The 17,965-nt window shown below is 73.3% G+C and carries 18 protein-coding genes; 6 read left to right on the top strand and 12 right to left on the bottom strand.

Annotated elements, in window-relative coordinates; all coding sequences use genetic code 11:
* Window positions 1-9 precede the first annotated feature (9 nt).
* Together K1Y72_RS05520 and K1Y72_RS05515 are read left to right on the top strand one after the other, a co-directional pair.
* The gene (locus K1Y72_RS05520; protein ID WP_220163859.1) at window positions 10-468 is read left to right on the top strand and encodes a rhodanese-like domain-containing protein; all 459 of its coding nucleotides are present in this window, start codon (window positions 10-12) and stop codon (window positions 466-468) included.
* A 260-nt stretch (window positions 469-728) separates the two neighbouring features.
* On the top strand, window positions 729-2,315 hold the full coding sequence (locus K1Y72_RS05515; protein ID WP_220163857.1) for a DEAD/DEAH box helicase: 1,587 nt from the start codon (window positions 729-731) through the stop codon (window positions 2,313-2,315).
* A gap of 72 nt (window positions 2,316-2,387) precedes the next feature.
* On the opposite strand, the gene K1Y72_RS05510 is transcribed toward K1Y72_RS05515, so the two are convergent.
* From K1Y72_RS05510 to K1Y72_RS05495, 4 genes are all read right to left on the bottom strand, one after another.
* The gene (locus tag K1Y72_RS05510; protein WP_220163855.1) at window positions 2,388-3,047 is read right to left on the bottom strand and encodes an NAD(P)H-binding protein; all 660 of its coding nucleotides are present in this window, start codon (window positions 3,045-3,047) and stop codon (window positions 2,388-2,390) included.
* A gap of 365 nt (window positions 3,048-3,412) precedes the next feature.
* The gene (locus K1Y72_RS05505) at window positions 3,413-3,601 is read right to left on the bottom strand and encodes a hypothetical protein (RefSeq protein ID WP_220163854.1); all 189 of its coding nucleotides are present in this window, start codon (window positions 3,599-3,601) and stop codon (window positions 3,413-3,415) included.
* Between the two features lie 59 nt (window positions 3,602-3,660).
* Window positions 3,661-4,323 (bottom strand): class E sortase, encoded by a 663-nt coding sequence (locus tag K1Y72_RS05500; RefSeq protein WP_220163852.1) that lies wholly within the window; start codon window positions 4,321-4,323, stop codon window positions 3,661-3,663.
* A gap of 48 nt (window positions 4,324-4,371) precedes the next feature.
* Complete coding sequence (locus K1Y72_RS05495; RefSeq protein ID WP_308286914.1) at window positions 4,372-5,055, bottom strand: DUF881 domain-containing protein; 684 nt, start codon at window positions 5,053-5,055, stop codon at window positions 4,372-4,374.
* Between the two features lie 136 nt (window positions 5,056-5,191).
* Between K1Y72_RS05495 and K1Y72_RS05490 the strand changes: the two genes are divergently transcribed.
* The gene (locus K1Y72_RS05490) at window positions 5,192-5,449 is read left to right on the top strand and encodes a cell division protein CrgA (RefSeq protein WP_220163832.1); all 258 of its coding nucleotides are present in this window, start codon (window positions 5,192-5,194) and stop codon (window positions 5,447-5,449) included.
* A 141-nt stretch (window positions 5,450-5,590) separates the two neighbouring features.
* On the opposite strand, the gene K1Y72_RS05485 is transcribed toward K1Y72_RS05490, so the two are convergent.
* Together K1Y72_RS05485 and K1Y72_RS05480 are read right to left on the bottom strand one after the other, a co-directional pair.
* Entirely contained in the window at window positions 5,591-6,499 is a 909-nt protein-coding gene (locus K1Y72_RS05485; RefSeq protein WP_220163830.1) for a rhomboid family intramembrane serine protease, read from the bottom strand.
* Window positions 6,500-6,544: 45 nt separating this feature from the next.
* Window positions 6,545-7,075 carry a peptidylprolyl isomerase gene (locus K1Y72_RS05480; RefSeq protein WP_220163828.1) on the bottom strand — a complete coding sequence of 177 codons (531 nt, stop codon included), beginning with the start codon at window positions 7,073-7,075 and terminating at the stop codon, window positions 6,545-6,547.
* Between the two features lie 207 nt (window positions 7,076-7,282).
* Between K1Y72_RS05480 and K1Y72_RS05475 the strand changes: the two genes are divergently transcribed.
* From K1Y72_RS05475 to K1Y72_RS05465, 3 genes are all read left to right on the top strand, one after another.
* Window positions 7,283-7,705, top strand: a complete 423-nt coding sequence (locus K1Y72_RS05475) for a hypothetical protein (RefSeq protein ID WP_220163826.1) — start codon at window positions 7,283-7,285, stop codon at window positions 7,703-7,705.
* Between the two features lie 128 nt (window positions 7,706-7,833).
* Entirely contained in the window at window positions 7,834-8,679 is an 846-nt protein-coding gene (locus K1Y72_RS05470; RefSeq protein WP_220163824.1) for an acyltransferase, read from the top strand.
* A 47-nt stretch (window positions 8,680-8,726) separates the two neighbouring features.
* Entirely contained in the window at window positions 8,727-9,308 is a 582-nt protein-coding gene (locus K1Y72_RS05465) for an anthranilate synthase component II (RefSeq protein WP_308286913.1), read from the top strand.
* 182 nt (window positions 9,309-9,490) lie between these two features.
* Here K1Y72_RS05465 and pknB read toward each other — a convergent pair whose 3' ends face one another.
* The 6 genes from pknB to K1Y72_RS05435 form a co-directional block, all read right to left on the bottom strand.
* Window positions 9,491-11,299 carry a Stk1 family PASTA domain-containing Ser/Thr kinase gene (gene pknB, locus K1Y72_RS05460; RefSeq protein ID WP_220163822.1) on the bottom strand — a complete coding sequence of 603 codons (1,809 nt, stop codon included), beginning with the start codon at window positions 11,297-11,299 and terminating at the stop codon, window positions 9,491-9,493.
* A 22-nt stretch (window positions 11,300-11,321) separates the two neighbouring features.
* Window positions 11,322-12,641: a serine/threonine-protein kinase gene (locus K1Y72_RS05455; RefSeq protein WP_220163820.1), complete on the bottom strand. Its 1,320-nt coding sequence runs from the start codon at window positions 12,639-12,641 to the stop codon at window positions 11,322-11,324.
* Window positions 12,638-14,119 carry a penicillin-binding transpeptidase domain-containing protein gene (locus K1Y72_RS05450; protein ID WP_220163818.1) on the bottom strand — a complete coding sequence of 494 codons (1,482 nt, stop codon included), beginning with the start codon at window positions 14,117-14,119 and terminating at the stop codon, window positions 12,638-12,640. The genes K1Y72_RS05455 and K1Y72_RS05450 overlap by 4 nt, the downstream gene beginning before the upstream one ends.
* A 129-nt stretch (window positions 14,120-14,248) precedes the next feature.
* The gene (locus tag K1Y72_RS05445; protein WP_220163817.1) at window positions 14,249-15,895 is read right to left on the bottom strand and encodes an FtsW/RodA/SpoVE family cell cycle protein; all 1,647 of its coding nucleotides are present in this window, start codon (window positions 15,893-15,895) and stop codon (window positions 14,249-14,251) included.
* Complete coding sequence (locus tag K1Y72_RS05440) at window positions 15,896-17,467, bottom strand: Stp1/IreP family PP2C-type Ser/Thr phosphatase (RefSeq protein ID WP_220163816.1); 1,572 nt, start codon at window positions 17,465-17,467, stop codon at window positions 15,896-15,898.
* Window positions 17,464-17,958 carry an FHA domain-containing protein FhaB/FipA gene (locus tag K1Y72_RS05435; RefSeq protein ID WP_220163815.1) on the bottom strand — a complete coding sequence of 165 codons (495 nt, stop codon included), beginning with the start codon at window positions 17,956-17,958 and terminating at the stop codon, window positions 17,464-17,466. The genes K1Y72_RS05440 and K1Y72_RS05435 overlap by 4 nt, the downstream gene beginning before the upstream one ends.
* Window positions 17,959-17,965 lie beyond the last annotated feature (7 nt).

Raw genomic sequence — 17,965 nt, 5'->3', positions numbered from 1 at the left:
GAGTGGATGATGAGGGTACTCGGGGTTCCCGCCGCCGGGAGTGAGGCGGCTGTCGCGCACTTCGCGGGGCGGCTCGCGTTCGAGTGCGACGTGTCCGACGTCGCCGGCGACCTCGCGGAGGGCGCGCCCGGGATCGTCCTCGTCGACACGCGCGGGGACGCGGCCTGGCGGCAGGGGCACGCGCGCGGCGCCGTCCACCTGCCGACCGCGGAGATCGCCGCGCGCGGCGCGGGCCTCGTCCCGCCGGGCGCGACCGCCGTCGTCTACTGCTGGGGGCCGGGCTGCAACGGCGCGCAGCGGGCGGCGCTGGAGTTCGCCCGCCTCGGCGTCCCCGTCAAGGAGATGCTCGGCGGCTACGAGTACTGGGTCCGCGAGGGCTTCGCCGTCGAGGACGGCCGCGGCGCGGTGACGCGCGGCGCGCCCGACCCGCTGACGGCGCCCGTGTCGGGGATCACCTGCGACTGCTGAGAACGGCCGGCCGAGGTCACGGAACGGCCCCGGATACCCTCCTCCGGGGCCGTTTCCCGCCCCCGCGAACCCGGCGAAAACCCCCCGAGAGGGACATGTGGCGAAGGGCATACCCCGGGACAGGGCATAAGGAGGTAGGCCGACGACGTTAGACTGGACGAATCACTCTTACGACGCCCAACGCGTCCGGCTCGTCCTTGACGCCCACTGACAAGATCGTGGTGCCTCCCGAGACGTGCCCCCCTCTCGGAAGGTATTGCGTGACCGACGTTCCTGCTGCCCACGACCTGACCGCCGCGTCCCACGAGGACGAGGCCAAGGTTCCCACCTTCGCCGAGCTCGGCCTGCCCGCCGAGCTCGTCGCCGCCCTGGCCCGCCAGGGCATCGAGGCGCCGTTCCCGATCCAGGCCGCCGCCATCCCCGACGTCATCGCGGGGCACGACGTCCTCGGCCGCGGCAAGACCGGCTCGGGCAAGACCCTCGCCTTCGGCCTGCCGCTGCTCGCCCGCCTCGCCGGCCGTCGCGCCGCCGCCAAGCGCCCGCTCGGCCTCATCCTCGTCCCGACCCGCGAGCTCGCCCAGCAGGTCCAGACGAACCTGGAGCCGCTCGGCCGCAGCCTCGGCCTGCACTTCAAGACCGTCATCGGGCAGACCTCGATGTTCAAGCAGATCGACGCGCTGCGCCGCGGCGTCGAGATCCTCGTCGCCACCCCGGGCCGCCTCAAGGACCTGATGCGCCAGGGCGCCTGCGACCTGTCCGACGTCGAGATCGTCATCCTCGACGAGGCCGACCACATGGCCGACATGGGCTTCCTGCCCGACGTCACCGACATCCTCGACCAGGCCCGCCCCGGCGGCCAGCGGCTGCTGTTCTCGGCCACCCTGGACCGCGACGTCGACGTCCTCGTCAAGCGCTACCTGAACGACCCGGTGACGCACGCGATCGGCCCGGTCGACGAGTCCGTCGACACGATGGACCACCACCTGCTGCTCGTCGCGCCGAAGGAGAAGGGCCGGATCACCGCGGAGATCGCCAACCGCGAGGGCCGCACCATCCTGTTCGCCCGCACCAAGCACGGCGTGGACCGGCTCGCCAAGCAGCTCACCGACGTCGGCGTCCGCGCCGCCGGGCTGCACGGCGGCAAGAGCCAGGGGCTGCGCACCCGCACCCTGCACGAGTTCCGCGAGGGCACGATCAGCGTGCTGGTCGCCACCGACGTCGCCGCCCGCGGCATCCACGTCGACGACGTCAGCCTGGTCATGCACGTCGACCCGCCGGCCGACAGCAAGGACTACATGCACCGCGCGGGCCGCACCGCCCGCGCCGGCGAGAAGGGCACCGTCGTCACCCTGGTGCTGCCGCACCAGGTGCGGTCCACCTCGGCGATGACGCGCCGCGCCGGCATCGAGGCGCCCCGCACGCGGGTCGCGTCCGGCGACGCCAACCTCGTCGAGCTGACCGGCGCGCGCGAGCCGTCGGGCATCCCGATCGAGGAGCCGCTGATCCCCGAGCGCCCGCGCCGCAGCGAGGGCGGCCGCGGCGGGCGTCCGGGCGGCCGCCGCGGCGGCGGTGGCGGGCGCGGCTACAACGGCCGCGGACCGCGCCGCGAGGGCGGCGGCTACGGCGGCGAGCGCCGCGAAGGCGGCTACGAGGGCCGGCGCGAGGGCGGCGGCTACGGCGGCGAGCGCCGCGAGGGCGGGCACGCGCCCGGCTCGGGCGAGCGCCGCGGCGGCTACGGCGAGCGCCGGGGCGGTTCCTCCTACGGCGGCAACCGGCGCGGCGGCTCCTACAGCGGCGGGCCGCGCCGCGAGGGCGGCGGCGAGCGCCGTCCCGCGCACTACAACTGACGCACCGCGTGACGGACGCGCCGTGTCCCGGGTTCTCCCGGGGCGCGGCGCGTTCGCCGTTTCCGCCGGTCGTTACAGGGTTTTGACGGCTTCGGCGACCGGCGTGGAGCCCTTGGTGAGCTCCAGCGTGACGTGGTGCAGGTCGGGGCGCTCCAGGAGCGCGACGATGACGGCCGCGACGTCGGCGCGCGGCACCTCGCCGCTCGTGACCGCACCGCGCTCGGCGACGAGGTCGACGCCGCCGGTGCCGTCGTCGTCGGTGAGGGACGCGGGGCGCAGGATCCGCCAGTCCAGGTCGCGGTCGCGCAGGTCGTCCTCGGCGGCCTTCTTCGCGGCGACGTAGGCGGCCCAGCCCTCGCCGGCGCCCGGGGCGGGCGGCTCGTCGACGCCGATGGAGGACACCTGCACGAACGGGCGGACGCCGGCGCGCTCGGCGGCCGCGGCGAACAGCGCCGCCCCGGCGCGGTCGACGGCGTCGGTGCGCTCGGGGGTGCTGCCGCCGCCGGCGCCGGCGGCGAACACGGCGGCGTCGGCGCCGTCCAGGAGCCGCGCGACGTCCTCGACGGACGCCTGCTCCAGGTCGAGGAGGGCGGGCTCGCCGCCTGCTGCGGTGATGTCCTCGAACTGCTCGCGCCGGCGCACGATGCCGACGCCGGTGTGGCCCTCCTCCGCCAGCCGGCGTTCCAGCAGCCGGGCGATGTGCCCGTGCCCGCCCGCGATCACAACCCGCATCTCGGCCCCCCGGTTCCGATGGCCGCCCGCCGTGGTGGCGGGTCGGCTTCCCCGTGCGATGGCCGCCCGCCTGGGTGGTGGGTCGGCTCCCCCCTGCAGATACCCCGCCCGCCCGGGGGCTGACCCTCTCTTATTGTCCAACGCCCAGGTCAGCGAGGGGAAGAGAGAACCCGGCCTGTGGATAACCGCGCATCGCAGCCGGCGGCGCGCGGGGTGTCAGCGGCGCGGGGTGTCAGCGGCGCGCGGGGGCCGGCGGTGGGCGGTGCCGGCGGTGGGCGGTGTCAGCGGCGCGCGGGGTGCCGGTGGTGGGTGGGGTCAGCGGTGGGCGGTGTCAGCGGCGCGCGGGGTGCCGGTGGTGGGTGGGGTCAGCGGTGGGTGGTGGCGGGGGCGGTGGGGGTGCCGTTGACGACGCCGTGGTCGAACTGGACCTTGGGTTCCAGCCAAGGGAAGATCACGTACCAGAGCAGCGCGCACGCCGCGGCGACCAGGCCGGCGGCGATCGCCAGCCTGGCCTGCCATGTGCCGGGCAGGCTCCGCCAGATCCAGGCGTACATGCCGTCCTCCTCCGGTCGGGGCAACGCTGCGGGTCGATACTGCGGGTCGATACTGCCGGTCAGTGGGACACCCGGTCGGCGGCGGGCTTCGCGCCCGCCCCGGCGGCGGCGCGCGGGATGGACTCGCTCAGCTCGCCGAAGACGATCATCCGCTGGGCGGCCGAGTACTCCGGGTGGCAGGTGGTCAGGGTGATCAGGTGCTTGGTCGCGGTGCGGCCGGGGTGGAAGGGGACCGGGTCGGTGACGTCCACCGCCGTCGGCTTGACGATCTTGCGGTCGGTGACCTTGTAGACGTACTGCCGGTCCCGGGTGTCGATGAGGATCCGGTCGCCCATCTTCAGCTCGCCGAGCCGGTTGAAGGGCGCCGAGTACGTCGTGCGGTGGCCCGAGACGACGAAGTTGCCGAGCGCGCCGGGCAGCGCGCTGCCCGGGTAGTGGCCGGGGCCCTTGCGCAGGTCGGCGAGCTCGACCCCCTCGATGATCACGAAGTGGTACTTCGCGCCGAACCGCGGGATGCGGATGAGCGCGAGCCCCGCGCCCAGCTTGACCTTCTCGGTCGTCACCCGGGGCGCCGCCCACGACTTCACCAGCTCCTTGTTGAGCTGGTCCTGCTGCTGCCGGGTGTAGCGCCCGGTCCCCCACAGCTCGTAGGTGACGAACAGCAGCAGGACCAGCCCGGCGGTGATGCACAGTTCGCCCAGCCCGCGGATGACCGTCCGCACCGCGCACCCCCTCTCGCCCCGCACCGGCCGTCGCCGGACCGTACCGCCTCAGCCGGACGGCACCGTCGCGTGGCCCATCGTCACGTTCCCGGTGTACGCGGGCAAGGTGGCGCGGCGCAGGGCCCGCACCGAGTAGCCGAGCCCGTAGGCGCGTACGTACCTCTTGTAAATCGAAATCCCGGGTGAGGAGTCAAGCGCGGCGCGCAGCCGGGCCGGATCTCCCACCGCCGTCACCCGGAACGGCGGCGAGTACACGACGCCCTGGAGGACGAGGGTGTTGCCGACGCAGCGGACGGCGCTGGTCGCGATGATCCGCTGGTCCATGACCTGGACGCCGGCGGCGCCGCCCGCCCAGAGGGCGTTCACGACGGCCTGCACGTCGCTCTGGTGGACGACGAGGTCGTTCGGCGCGGCGCCGCGCGGCGGTTCGCCGCCGGAGGTCCGCGCGTCGTCCAGGGACACCCGGACGGCACGGCCGGCGAGCGGGGTGAAGCCGGCGCGGGCGGCGAGCCGGTCGGCCTCGGCGCGGGCCTCGGCGACGCGGGCGTCGCGGCGGCCCGCGCGCCGGGACAGGTCGTCGACCTCGCCGCGGAGCCGCCGGTAGTCGGCGCGGTCGGCGCGGGCGCGGCGCTGCTCGGCGGCGATGAGCTCGGTGATCCTGGTGCGGCCGCCCTCGCGCAGGTCGGTACCGCGGGCCGTGCTCGCGCTCGCCGCGAACAGGGTTCCCGCCACCAGCGTGAGGGCTGGAATGATGCTTCCCCACGTTCGACGCCGTACGCTGCTCACCAGCGACCACGCTAACCGACAAAACGACCATGCGCGGACCGGCGCTCCGGCCGGCCAGCCGCCCGAGGAGATCGATCCCACCGTGGCCAAGTCCAAAGTGCGCAAGAAGGCCGTCTACACGCCTCCGCAGAAGTCCAAGGCCCCCGAGGTCAGCCCGCGCTGGCTGGCGCCCACGATGGTCGTGCTGTGGCTGATCGGGCTCGCCTGGATCGCGACGTTCTACGTGACCGCGAGCACCGGCACGAACGTGCCCTACCTCAGCGACCTCGGCAACTGGAACCTGGGCATCGGGTTCGTCGCGATCATCCTGGGCGTCATCCTGGCCACGCGCTGGCGCTGACCTCTACCCGCTTTCCCGGTGGCGCAATCCACCGAAGTTATCCACAGCCTGGGGACAGCCGCCGCGGCGCCCCGCGGGTGACGAAGGCCGCCGCGGCCCCCTGGGGGGCGCGGCGGCCTCACCGTGCGCCGGGACGCCGGGTCAGACGAGCTGGACGGTCTTGACCGCGACGAGCGCGGCGAGCAGTACCGTCATGGCGGCCACGCCCGCGATCTGGACGGCCTGCCTGCTCTTCGCCGGCGCGTAGGCGAAGACGGCGGCGAGCACGAGCCCGACGACGAGGCCGCCGATGTGCGCCTGCCAGGAGATCGCGCTGCCGGCGCCGAAGGTGATGACGAGGTTCAGCCCCACCACGAACAGGATCGGCCCGCTCGGGATGCCGAGCTTGCGGCCGATGACGAAGAACGCCCCGAACAGGCCGAAGATGGCGCCGGACGCGCCGACCGCCGCCGTCCCCGGCGCGACCAGGTAGAGCAGCACCGAGCCGCCGAGCCCCGACAGCAGGTAGAGGGCGAGGAACCGCCAGCGGCCGAGCACCTGCTCCAGCTGCGGGCCGACCGCCCAGAGCGCCCACATGTTGAACAGGATGTGGGTGATGCCGAAGGGGCCGCCGGTGGGCGGCTGGTGCAGGAACATCGAGGTGAACAGCCGGTACCACTCGCCCTCGGCGACGCCGATGCCGGGGACCGGCAGCCCGGCCCGGTCCCGGACCAGGCCGATCATGGCGAAGTCGTCCACCACCCGGTCCGAGGCGATCTCGGCGAGGTAGGCGAGGACGCAGAGCCCGATGAGGGTGTAGGTGACGACGGGCGCGGACCGGCGCGCCGCCCGCGCGCCGAGCGCGGTGCGGGGCTGCCGGACGCTCTTGCGCCCCGCCGCGACGCACTCCACGCACTGGTGGCCGACGGCGGCCTCGCGCATGCAGTCGGGGCAGATGGGCCGGTCGCAGCGGGTGCAGCGCACGTACGTCTCGCGGCCGGGGTGGCGGTAGCAGGTGGGTGCGGCCGTCTCGGGCGCGGGCGGGTGTTCGGGCGGCTGTTCGGTGGTCATCGGACGGGCTCCGTGGCGGCCGGGCGGGTGGGGTTCACACTTGTACTACGACCGGCGGCGCTCGATCGTCACCGACTCGATGGTGACGTCCTGCTCGGGTCGGCCGTCGGCGTCCGCCGGGAGGGCGGCGATGCGGTCGACGACGCCGGTGCCCTCGATGACCTTCCCGAAGATGGTGTGCCGTCCGGTGAGGTGCTGCGCGGCGCCGACGCTGGTGGTGATGAAGAACTGCGACCCGTTGGTGTTCCGCCCGGAGTTGGCCATCGCGACCAGGTAGGGCCGGTTGAAGCGGAGCGCGGGGTGGATCTCGTCGGGGAAGGCGTAGCCGGGGCCGCCGGTGCCGGTGCCGAGCGGGTCGCCGCCCTGGATCATGAAGCCGGGGACGACGCGGTGGAACAGCGTGCCGGGGTAGAGCGGGCCGTCCGCGGGCTCGCCGGTGGCGGGGTGCGTCCAGGCGCGGGTGCCCTCGGCGAGGCCGGTGAAGTTCTCCACCGTCTTCGGCGCCTTGTCGGGGTAGAGCAGGATCACGATGTCGCCGAGCGACGTGCGCAGCGTCGCGAGGACCGACTCGGCCATGGGGCCTCCCTGTGGACTCGATCTCCGTGCCGCCCGCGGACCGGGGCCGGTCGAACGGTTCGCCAACCTTCGTGCAGTTACCGCGCGGTCGTGGTTTACGGCCCGTCCCGTGGGAAGGCTGCTTGGCAGGACCTCGCAAACAGGGAGGTTAGCGTGTCCCTAAAGTTCAGTACTCGCCGTAGCCCGCAGGATGAGGTGCTCTCCAAAGTGGCCCGTGTTCAGGATGCCTACCGGCAGAGCTCCGAGTTCGCGAAACAGAACGCGGCGGACGCGGCCGAGCGGATCGCCCCGGCGGCGCAGCACACGCGTGACGTGGCCGCCGAGCGCCTGCTGCAGGCGCGCGGCTGGAGCGCGCCCCGGCTGGAGCAGGCCGCCCAGTACGTGGAGGCCGAGCTGGCCCCCCGGGTGAGCTCGCTGCTGTCGGACGCCGCCTCGTACGTCGAGCCGGAGCCCCCGGCCCGCCGCGGCCGCAAGTTCATCCTGCTGGCCGTGGCCACGGTGGCGGCCGCCGGTGTCGTCGGCGTGCTGCTGACGCGCCGGTCGGCGCAGTCCGACCCGCTGTTCGAGGAGCCGGTGGCGGACTCGGCGACCGCCGTCGACGCCGACGGGACGGTGCGGCCCGCACCGTGAGCGCGCTCGGAGGGCCCGGCCGCCGGCCGGGCTTTTCGGCGTTCCCGTACCCCTTTGACGGCTATCGGGTCTTCCTAGCGGTACCTGCGTGATTACTGCGCCGTGCCCCACCCGGTACGGTGGGCGCCATGTCGCCGAACGCCACCCCCCTGCGGCGGCCGCTGGCCGCGCGGATCAAGGACCGGGCGCGCCAGGGCCTGCACAACGCCGTCCACCGCGGGTGGGAGTGGACGCGGCGGCAGGGCGAGATCACGCCGCGGACGCCGGGGCGGCGCCGGTTCGCCTACCTCGGCGAGGGCGCCTGCATCGGGTTCCCGGTCGGCGCCCTGTACGGCGAGCCGTGGATCTCCATCGGCGACCACACGCTGGTCGGCACGCACGTCACCATCTCCGCCGGGTTCGTGCCCGGCCTCGACCTCGGCCCCGACCTCGTCGTGCGGATCGGCAAGGGCTGCTCGCTCGGCCGCGGCACGCACATCGTCGGGCACCAGTCGATCGAGATCGGCGACGACGTGTTCACCGGCCCGAACGTCTACATCACCGACCAGAACCACACCTACGCCGACCTCGGCATGCCGGTCGGCCGGCAGTGGCCGGAGAACAACCCGGTGGTGATCGGCGACGGCTGCTGGATCGGCACCGGCGCGATCATCCTGCCCGGCACCCGGCTCGGCCGGAACGTCGCGGTCGCGGGCGGCGCCGTCGTGCGCGGCGAGTTCCCCGACCACGCGGTGATCGGCGGCGTCCCGGCCAAGGTGCTGCGCCGCCACGACCCCGAGACCGGCTGGCAGCCGCCGCTCCGCAACCAGGACGCGGCCATGTCGCTGCAGGACCTCGTCGGGCTGTCGGTGGACGGCATGGCCGGCCTGCAGATCCTCCAGGACCGGCTCCGCGCCGAGCAGGACGAGCGGACGGCCCAGCGCGCGCGGGGCGACGAGCGGCCGCGCGAGGAGCTCCGCGAGGAGGCCGGCTGATCCCGCCCGCCCCCTGGAGCGAGGGCGCCGCGCCGCGCGTCCTGGTCGTGGACAACCGCGACAGCTTCGTCTTCACCCTCGTCCAGTACCTGCGCGAGCTCGGCGCCGACTGCACCGTGCGCGGCCGCGCGGACGTCCGCCCCGGCGACGCCGACGGCGCGGCGGGCGTCCTCGTCAGCCCCGGGCCGGGCCATCCGGCCGATCCGGACGCCGGGGCCTGCCTCGCCCTGCTCCGCCGGGCGGCCGGGCGCGGCACGCCGGTGCTCGGCGTCTGCCTCGGCCACCAGATGATCGCGCACGTGTTCGGCGCCCGCGTCGCCCGCGCCCCCGAGATCGTGCACGGCGCGACCAGCCGGATCCGCCACGACGGCCGGGGCGTCTTCAGCGGCCTCCCGGACGCCTTCCCCGCCACCCGCTACCACTCGCTCGCCGTCGTCCCCGAGACGGTCCCTCAGGACGTCCTGGAGGTGTCCGCGCGGACGGCGGACGGCGTCGTGATGGGGCTGCGGCACGTCCGGCTGCCCGTCGAGGGCGTCCAGTTCCATCCCGAGTCGGTGCTGTCCGCGCACGGCCACGACCTGCTGGGGAACTGGCTCGCGGCCTGCCGCGCCCCCGCTGTACGGACATAGGGCGAAAAGTTCTCCAGATCCGTGTAACGCCCCCCAAGGCCGGCACGAAGTACCTGTCGAGGGTCTCCGCCATTGCCCCCGAGTGGCGGAGACCCTCCCAGCGTTCCGGGCGCCCCCACCGGCCCCGTCGAGCGCCGAGGGCCGGCTCCCCCTCACGGGAGCCGGCCCTCTCTTCACGTCCCCTACTGCTGCGGCGGCCCCGTCGACGGCGGGGCCGGCGAGGTCGGCTGCTGCGTCTGCTTCGGCGCCACGATGATCACGACGGTCTCGCCGGCGGTGAGCGTCGTGCCCTCGGGCACCGACTGGTTGTAGACGACGCCCGGCGCCACGTTCTGCCCCGGCGGCGGCGCCGCGGTCTGCACCTGGCACTTCAGCCCGAGCTGCCGCAGCTGCAGGCAGGCCGCCTTCTGGCTCTGGTTCGCCAGGTTCGGGACCTTCACCGTCGCGGCGCCGGTGGACATGTACACCGTGACGGTGGCGCCCTTCTTCACCGACGTTCCCGCCGACGGCGACGAGCGCGTCACCTTGCCCGCGTCGACGCTGCTGGAGTGCTCCTCCTTGAACGTCCCGCTCAGGCCGGCCTCCTCCAGGGCGTTCTGCGCCTCGGTCATGGACTTGCCGGCGAGCGACGGCACGTCCACCTTCTCCGGCGGCTTGTCGCCCTTGGACACCACGAGGTTGACCGCGCTGCCCTTGTCGACCTGCGTGCCGGCGTCGGGATCGGTGCTGATCACGTTGCCCTCGTCGACCTTGTCGCTGTACTTCTCCTCGATGCTGCCGACGGTGAGGCCCAGCTGCTTGAGCTGGTCCTGGACGTCCTTCTGCGGCTGCCCCACCAGCGACTGCGGGACGGCCACCTTCACCGGCCCGTCGTCGCCGCCCCCGCTGGACAGCAGGAACCCGATGACCGCGGCACCGCCGATGATCAGCGCGGCGAGGCCGAGCCAGAGCGCGACCTTCTTGCCGGCGCCGTCGCCGCGCCCGTAGTCGTCCTGGTCGTCGTAGCGCGCGGGCGGCAGGTCGTAGCCGGTGGCGCCCCCCGGGCCCTGCATCCGGGTCTGGCCGGGCATCGCGCCCATCACCTGGGTGCCCTGCGGCGGCGGGACCGCGCCGCCCATCAGCATCGTGGACGCGGCGGTCGAGGTGACCGGCTGCCCGTGCAGGACGCGCTGGATGTCCTGCCGGAACTCGTTGGCGGTCTGGTAGCGGTGGTCGGCGTCCTTGGCCATGGCCTTCAGCACCATCGCGTCGGCCCACTGCGGGATCTCCGGGTCCACCTGCGACGGCGGCACCGGCTCCTCGCGGACGTGCTGGTAGGCGATCGCGACCGGCGAGTCGCCGGTGAACGGCGGCCGGCCCGTCAGCAGCTCGTACAGGACGCAGCCGGTCGAGTAGATGTCGCTGCGGGCGTCGACGCGCTCGCCGCGGGCCTGCTCGGGCGACAGGTACTGCGCGGTGCCGATCACCTGCGCGGTCTGGGTCATCGTGGACGCGGCGTCGTGCATCGCGCGGGCGATGCCGAAGTCCATGACCTTGACCTCGTGGTTGCGGGTCAGCATCACGTTGGCGGGCTTGATGTCGCGGTGCACGATGCCGCCGCGGTGGCTGTAGTCCAGCGCCCGCAGGATCCCGTCGGTGATCTCCAGGGCCTTCTCGGGGAGCAGCGCCCGGTTCTCCCGCAGCAGGTCGCGCAGCGTGCTGCCGTCGACGTACTCCATCACGATGTAGGGGATGGAGTTCTCGCCGATCATGTCCTCGCCGGTGTCGTACACCGCGATGACCGAGGGGTGGTTCAGGGACGCGGCGGACTGCGCCTCGCGGCGGAACCGCGCCTGGAAGATCGGGTCGCGGGAGAGGTCGCTGCGGAGCGTCTTGATCGCGACGACGCGGTCGAGGCGCCGGTCCCGGGCGCGGTAGACCTCGGCCATGCCACCGCGCCCGATGACGGCGTCGAGCTCGTAGCGGCCGCCCAGCAGCCGAGGTTGACTCATATGCGCACTTTCCCTCGTACCTCTACACCTTGTCCTCTGAACCTAGCCGCCCGCCCTGGACGGACTGGCGAGCCGGGCTCGGAGTTGACGGAGTCGTGGTGGCCCCCGTCCGGCCGGGTGCCGGCCTCCGGACGCCCGGACCCGCCCTCTTCGGTTTGCGGTTCGGTCTGTGTTCAGGAGACGCGCCGGACCGTCCGGGCGTTGACGCCCGGCCCGGTCCCGCCGACCGGTTCGGGATGATCCGGGGGCTCTGGTACCAGGTGGGGGACGGCCGCGCGGACCCGGGCGCGGGGTCGGTCGCCGGCCCGGTCGACGGGGGCGCGGTGCGCCGGTCGCCCACCAGCCCGGCGCTGCCCCCGCCGCTCCACACCGAGCCGACGGCGACCGCGACGACGAGGAGCAGCCCGGCGGCGACCGAGCAGTAGACGAGGACCGGGCGGCGCCGCCCGGTCACCTCTCCGCTCGTGAGGGTATCCGGAGCGTCGCCGCCGTCAAATCCCGCCGCCGGCCCCGGGGAGCGCGGCGGCGGGGGGCGGCCGGCGAGGACGCGCGCGCGGGCGGCGACGCCGGCGGCGTCCGCGGGCCGGTCCGCCGGGTCCTTGGCGAGCATCTCGGCGACGAGGTCGCGGGTCCCGGCGGGCACCCGCCGCGGGAGCGGCGGCGGGACGTCCCGGACGTGCTGCAGGGCGATCTCGACGGGGGTGCGGCCGTCGAACGGCGGCACCCCGGTCAGGCACTCGTAGGCGACGACGCCGAGCGAGTACAGGTCGGCGGCCGGCGAGATCGGCCGCCCGGACGCCTGCTCGGGCGAGATGTAGTGCGCGCTGCCCATCACCATGCCGGTCTGGGTCTGCGAGGCCGCCTTCAGGCCGCGCGCGATGCCGAAATCGGTGATCTTGACGGTGCCGTCGCCGGTGATCATCAGGTTGGGCGGCTTGACGTCGCGGTGCACGATCCCGGCGCCGTGCGCGCAGGCGAGCGCGGCGGCGGTCTGCTCGACCAGGTCCAGGACCTGGTCGACGGGCAGGCCGCCGGTGCGGGCGAGGCGCCGCGACAGCGGCTCGCCCTCCACCAGCTCCATCACCAGGTAGGCGCGCCCGTCGTGCTCGCGGGCGTCGAACAGCGCGGCGATGCCGCCGTGCCGGAGCGCGGCGGCGTAGCGGGCCTCGGACGCGAAGCGGCGCCGCGCGGCCTCGTCGGTGACGAGCTCCTCGCGGAGCAGCTTCACCGCGACCTCGCGGGCCAGCGCGTCGTCGACGGCCCGCCAGACCTCGCCCATCCCACCGGTCGCCAGCAACTCCAGCAGGCGGTACCGGTCGTTCAGGACGAGGCCGGACGTCACTTCTTCAGCACCTGATCCATGATCGCGGCGGCGACCGGGCCGGCGCCGTGCGCGCCGTCGCCGGTGCCCTCGGTCATCACCGCGAACGCGTAGCGGGGGTTCTCCGACGGGCCGAACCCGACGAACCAGCGGGCGTTCGGGATGCCCGCGCCCTGCTCGGCCGTACCGGTCTTGCCGGCGATGTCGTGGCCCTGGAGGTTGGTGGCGGTGCCCTTGGACACCACCTCGCGCATCATGTCGGCGATCTGGCTCGCGGTGTCGGACTTCATCGCCGTCGAGAACAGCTTCGGGCTGGCCTCGTACAGCGAGCTCTGGTCCTTGGCGCGGACGTTCTGCACCAGGTACGGCTGCATGATCTTGCCCTTGTTCGCGACGGCCGCGGCGACCATGGCCATCTGCAGCGGGGTGGCGCGCACGTTCTCCTGGCCGATGCCCGAGCGGGCGGTGCCGTCCTTGCCGGTCGGGATGTCCTTGCCGGACGCCACGTCCTTGATCGACTTGGGCACGTCGCTGGTGGCGACCCGGATGTCCTGGTCGAGCCGGACCGGCTCGCCGAACCCGAACCGCTTGGCGCCGTCGCTCAGCTTGTCGATGCCGAGGTCGAGGGCGATGCGGCCGAAGGAGGTGTTGCAGGACTCGGCGAACGCGCCGCTCAGCGGGGCGCGGCCCGCGCAGCTGCCGCCGTCGTGGGAGTTCGGCAGCAGCTGGCCGGACTCGGGCAGCGTCAGCGGGCTCGTGTCGACGGTGCTGGAGGCGTTCAGGCCGAGGTCCTCGATGCCCAGCGCGGTCGCGACGATCTTGAAGGAGGAGCCGGGCGGGAACGTCTGGCTCATCGCGTTGTCGATCAGCGGCTTGATGACGCCCTGCGCGTTGTCGAGCTGGGCGAGGCGGGTGCCGCCCTTGCTGCCGGTCTGCGGCGCGACCTCGTTCGGGTCGAAGTCCTGGGAGGTGGCGAGGACGACGACCGCGCCCGTCCTGACGTCGATCACCGCGGCGCCGGCCCGGCGCGAGGTGCTGGACTTCAGCTCGCGGTGCGCGATGCGCTGCGCCGTCGGGTTCAGCGCGAGCTCGACGTTGGCGCCCTCGGCCTTCTTGCCGATGAAGGTGTCGAACCAGCGCTGGTGGGTGATGCGCTTGTCGGTGCCGCCGAGCAGCGAGTTGTAGGCCAGCTCGACCTTGCTCGCGCCGCCGTTGAAGTAGCCGGTGACCGGGGAGAACACCGGGCCGTCCTTGTAGGTGCGGCCGTACTTGGGGTTGTCGTCGCCGGTCGGCTTGGACAGCGCGAGCACCTCCCCGTTCGCCGCGATGATCTCGCCGCGCGGGGAGTTGAACACCTCGGCGAACCGGCGGGTGTTGTTCTTGTCGGTCTGCAGCTTCTCGGCCTGGCTGCCCTGCACGTAGTTGATCTGCGCCATCAGCGCGAAGAACAGCAGCATGCCGAAGATCGCGACGCGCCGGACCGGCTTGTCCATGTTCATTTGGCCTCCCTCCGGTCGGCCGCGAGCGCGCCTTGGCAGGCGCGCCCTTCCCTCGTCGCTCTGGTCGCAGGCTCCCGGCGCTCCTCAGTCCAGGGCACGCCCGCGCGCTCGGTGTTCATGAAAGGAGGGTCACCTCGTGCTCACGATCTGGGTCATGCCCTCGTCCTGGATGGCCTGCGGCGCGGGCTTGCGGGCGTCGTGGCTCATCCGGACCAGGATCGCGATGAGGATCCAGTTGGCCATCAGCGACGAGCCGCCCTGGGACAGGAACGGTGTGGTGAGACCGGTCAGCGGGATCATCCGGGTGACACCGCCGACGATCACGAAGACCTGGAGGCCGAGGACGAACGAGACGCCGCCCGCGAACAGCTTCAGGAACGGGTCGCGGGCCGCGACCGCGGTCTTCATGCCGCGCTGCACGATCAGCGCGTAGCAGAGCAGCAGCGCCATCAGGCCGGTGAGGCCGAGCTCCTCGCCCATCGAGTCGAAGATGAAGTCCGAGAACGACAGCGGTGTCCGCCAGGGCTCGCCCTGGCCGAGGCCGGTGCCGAGGACCCCGCCCTGGCCGAGCGCGAACAGGCCCTTCATGAGCTGGGCGCTGTCGGAGTACTCGCCCTTCAGCGTGTTGGTGCAGGCGTAGAAGCCGGGGCCGATCAGGCGGGCGTTGGCGGCCTTGGCCTTCTGCCCGGCCTTCTCGTACTCCTCGGCCTTGGCCTGCAGGACGAGCTTGGTGCGCTTGAAGATGTCGGTGTCGGGGTTGACCGGGACGACCTTGCCGGCGACCAGGCAGCCGCCGTCGAAGTAGGGCCCGGGGTTCCGCCAGATGTCGATGCGCTGGTTCACGTGCCCCATGAACGGCAGCATCGTGGCGATCGTCACGCCGACGGCGAGCAGGCCGAGGCCGATCGCGACCCAGGACACCCGCTGCGTCGCGATGTAGAGCATCGACACGAACAGGCCGAAGTACAGCAGCGCGGTGCCGAGGTCCTTCTGCATGAACAGCACGCCGAGGCAGAGGAACCAGATCACCAGGATCGGGCCGAGGTCGCGGCCGCGCGGCAGGCTGAACGGGCCGATCTTCTTGCCGATCAGCGACATCGCCTGCCGCTTGTTGACCAGGTAGCCGGCGAAGAACACGACCAGCAGCAGCTTGGCGAACTCGCCCGGCTGCACCGAGAAGCCCGCCACGTTGATCCACACCCGGGCGCCGTTGATCTCGGCGCCGATGCCCGGCACCACCGGCAGCAGCAGCAGGACGATCGCGCCGAGGCCGATCAGGTAGGTGTAGCGCTGCGCGGTCTTCGGCGTGAACGACAGCTTGGCGTCGGGGTCGCTGGTGTCGCGCATGATGAACACCGCGACGACGAACAGCGCGATCCCGATGAACGTCCACATGAGCTGGCCGGACGCGTCCGCCGCGTCCTTCAGGAAGGTCTTCCCGGCCGCTTCGGCGATCTTGCGGTCGTTGGAGGTGTCCAGGTCCAGCCGGTAGATCATCGCGAGGCCGAGGCCGTTCAGCCCGACCGCGAGCGGCAGCAGCAGCGGGTCGGCGTAGGGCGCGAACCTCGCCTGCGCGAGGAAGGCGCCGATCGCCAGCACCACCAGGCCGCCGCCGTACAGGAACAGGCCCTGCGGGATGTGGCCGTCGCGGGCGAGGCCGACCTCGGCGAACGCCGACAGCGTCAGCACCATCGCGAAGATCAGCAGGGCCAGGGTGGCCGCGTTGCGGCGCTGGTAGGGCAGGTGGGCGCGGATCTGGTCGCCGAGGGAGGGCATCTAGGACTTCGCCCCCTGCGGGCAGTCCTTCACCGAGGTGTCGCCGGCCTTGCACTTGGCCTGGTGGTCGGTGAGGGTCTTCAGCGCCGCCTCCGCGGCCGCCTGCCCGATGACGGGCTTGAAGCCGCGGACGGACTGGACGTCGGCGGGCGGCAGGTCGGCGAGCGCGACCTCGCTGCCCTTGACCTTGGTCTCCTGGCAGTTCGGCTGGTCGCGGCCGCGCACGACCGCCACCTTGCCGCCCTCGTCGACCAGCGCGTACCGGCAGACGATCTTCTGCAGGTCGGTGATGCCGGACGGGCCCTTCACCACGTAGGTCTTGCGGACGGCCTCCTGCTGCGCCTGCGGCAGGTCGGCGACCTTCATCGGGGGCTTGGACTGCTGGTCCGCGTCGGCCCTGCGCGACAGCGAGATCAGCGGGACGTCGTCGGAGGTGCCGCGGAACAGCACCACCTCGCCCTTGTCCGCGCCGATGTAGTAGCCGCTGCGGATGTCCTTGACCACGAAGAAGCCGGTCGCGGCGATGCCGACGACGACGACGCCGGCCGCGACGACCAGCCACGTCCACTTGCCGAGGCCGCGGCGGCGGCGCCCCGGCGCGGCGGCGGGCGGCGCGCCCGCCGGCCCGTGCTGCGGCCCGTGCTGCGCCTCGTGCTGGGCGTGCGGGTTCGGGCGGTCCTCCAGCGCGACGGGCGGCTGCGGCATCGTGTCGCGCAGCTGCGCGGCGCGCCCGGCGGGGGTGTCGACGGCCGTGGTCGCGGCGGCGGGGCCGCCGCCCGGGGCGCCGGGGCCCCCCGAGTTCGCGGCCGCGCCGACCGCGCGCCCGGGGCCCTGCGGCACCTGGTGGTGGGCGAGGTCGACGACGTCGGCGACGACGCAGGTGATGTTGTCGGGTCCGCCGCCGCGGTTGGCGAGGTCGATGAGCTGGCGGACGGCCTGGTCGGGCTCGTCCACCTCGGTCAGCACCTGGAAGATCGTCTCGGCGGTGATCACGCCGGACAGCCCGTCGGAGCAGAGCAGGTAGCGGTCGCCGGCCTTGGCCTCGCGCAGCGACAGGTCGGGCTCGACCTCGCTCCGGCCGTCCAGGGCGCGCAGCAGCAGCGACCGCTGCGGGTGCGAGGCGGCCTCGTCGGGGCTGATCCGGCCCTCGTCCACCAGCGACTGCACCAGCGTGTGGTCGTGGGTGATCTGGAAGAGGCTGCCGTCGCGCAGCAGGTAGGCGCGCGAGTCGCCGATGTGCACGAGGGCGACCTGGTCGCCCGCCCACAGCATCGCCGTCAGCGTCGTGCCCATGCCCTGCAGCGCGGGGTCGGACTCCACGATGCGGTGCAGGTCGTCGTTGGCCGTGCGGACGGTGTGCTCCAGCGCGGCGAGCAGCTCGTTCGCCGGCAGGTCGGTGTCCAGGCGGCGCAGCGCGTCGATGGCGGCGGCGCTGGCGATCTCGCCGCCGACGTGGCCGCCCATGCCGTCGGCCACCGCGAGCAGGTGGGTGCCCGCGTAGGCCGAGTCCTCGTTGCCCTCGCGCAGCATCCCGACGTCGGAGCGCGCGGCGTAGCGGATTCCCAGGGTCATTTGCGCAGCTCGATCACGGTCTTGCCGATCCGGACCGGGACGCCCGGCGGGATCGGCATCGGCCGGCTCACCTTGGTGCGCCCGAGGTAGGTGCCGTTGGTCGACCCGAGGTCCTCCACGATCCACTGTCCGTCCTGCGGAAAGATCCGCGCATGCCGGCTCGACGCGTAGTCATCGGTCACGACGAGGGTGGCGTCCCCGGCCCGGCCGATGGTGATGGGCGCCCCCGACAGGTCGATGACGGTGCCGGCCCGCTCGCCCTGGACCACGACGAGCTTGCTCGGTGCGCCGCCGCCGGAGGACTGCGCCCGCTGCGGCTTGGGGGGTTTCGGCGCGCGCGCCGGGCGCGGCTGCGCGGCCCGGTCGGCGGCCCTGGCTGCGGCCTTGGAACCGAACAGGTCGGCCCGGATCACGCCGACGGCCGCGATGACGAAGAGCCACAGCACCGCGAGGAACGCCAGCTTGATCAGCGTGAGGGTGAATTCGGACATCGGAGTG

Source organism: Actinomadura parmotrematis, assembly GCF_019458805.1.
Classification (GTDB): domain Bacteria; phylum Actinomycetota; class Actinomycetes; order Streptosporangiales; family Streptosporangiaceae; genus Spirillospora; species Spirillospora parmotrematis.
The sequence above is the reverse complement of the archived record's forward strand: the minus strand, read 5'-3'. Positions and strand labels throughout refer to the sequence as shown.

Coding starts and splice junctions, on each gene's coding strand:
- K1Y72_RS05450 (WP_220163818.1), bottom strand. CDS start 14,119: ATGAACATGGACAAGCCGGTCCGGCGCGTCGCGATCTTCGGCATGCTG.
- pknB (WP_220163822.1), bottom strand. CDS start 11,299: ATGAGTCAACCTCGGCTGCTGGGCGGCCGCTACGAGCTCGACGCCGTC.
- K1Y72_RS05440 (WP_220163816.1), bottom strand. CDS start 17,467: ATGACCCTGGGAATCCGCTACGCCGCGCGCTCCGACGTCGGGATGCTG.
- K1Y72_RS05485 (WP_220163830.1), bottom strand. CDS start 6,499: ATGACCACCGAACAGCCGCCCGAACACCCGCCCGCGCCCGAGACGGCC.
- K1Y72_RS05435 (WP_220163815.1), bottom strand. CDS start 17,958: ATGTCCGAATTCACCCTCACGCTGATCAAGCTGGCGTTCCTCGCGGTG.
- K1Y72_RS05510 (WP_220163855.1), bottom strand. CDS start 3,047: ATGCGGGTTGTGATCGCGGGCGGGCACGGGCACATCGCCCGGCTGCTG.
- K1Y72_RS05480 (WP_220163828.1), bottom strand. CDS start 7,075: ATGGCCGAGTCGGTCCTCGCGACGCTGCGCACGTCGCTCGGCGACATC.
- K1Y72_RS05505 (WP_220163854.1), bottom strand. CDS start 3,601: ATGTACGCCTGGATCTGGCGGAGCCTGCCCGGCACATGGCAGGCCAGG.
- K1Y72_RS05520 (WP_220163859.1), top strand. CDS start 10: ATGAGGGTACTCGGGGTTCCCGCCGCCGGGAGTGAGGCGGCTGTCGCG.
- K1Y72_RS05470 (WP_220163824.1), top strand. CDS start 7,834: ATGTCGCCGAACGCCACCCCCCTGCGGCGGCCGCTGGCCGCGCGGATC.
- K1Y72_RS05445 (WP_220163817.1), bottom strand. CDS start 15,895: ATGCCCTCCCTCGGCGACCAGATCCGCGCCCACCTGCCCTACCAGCGC.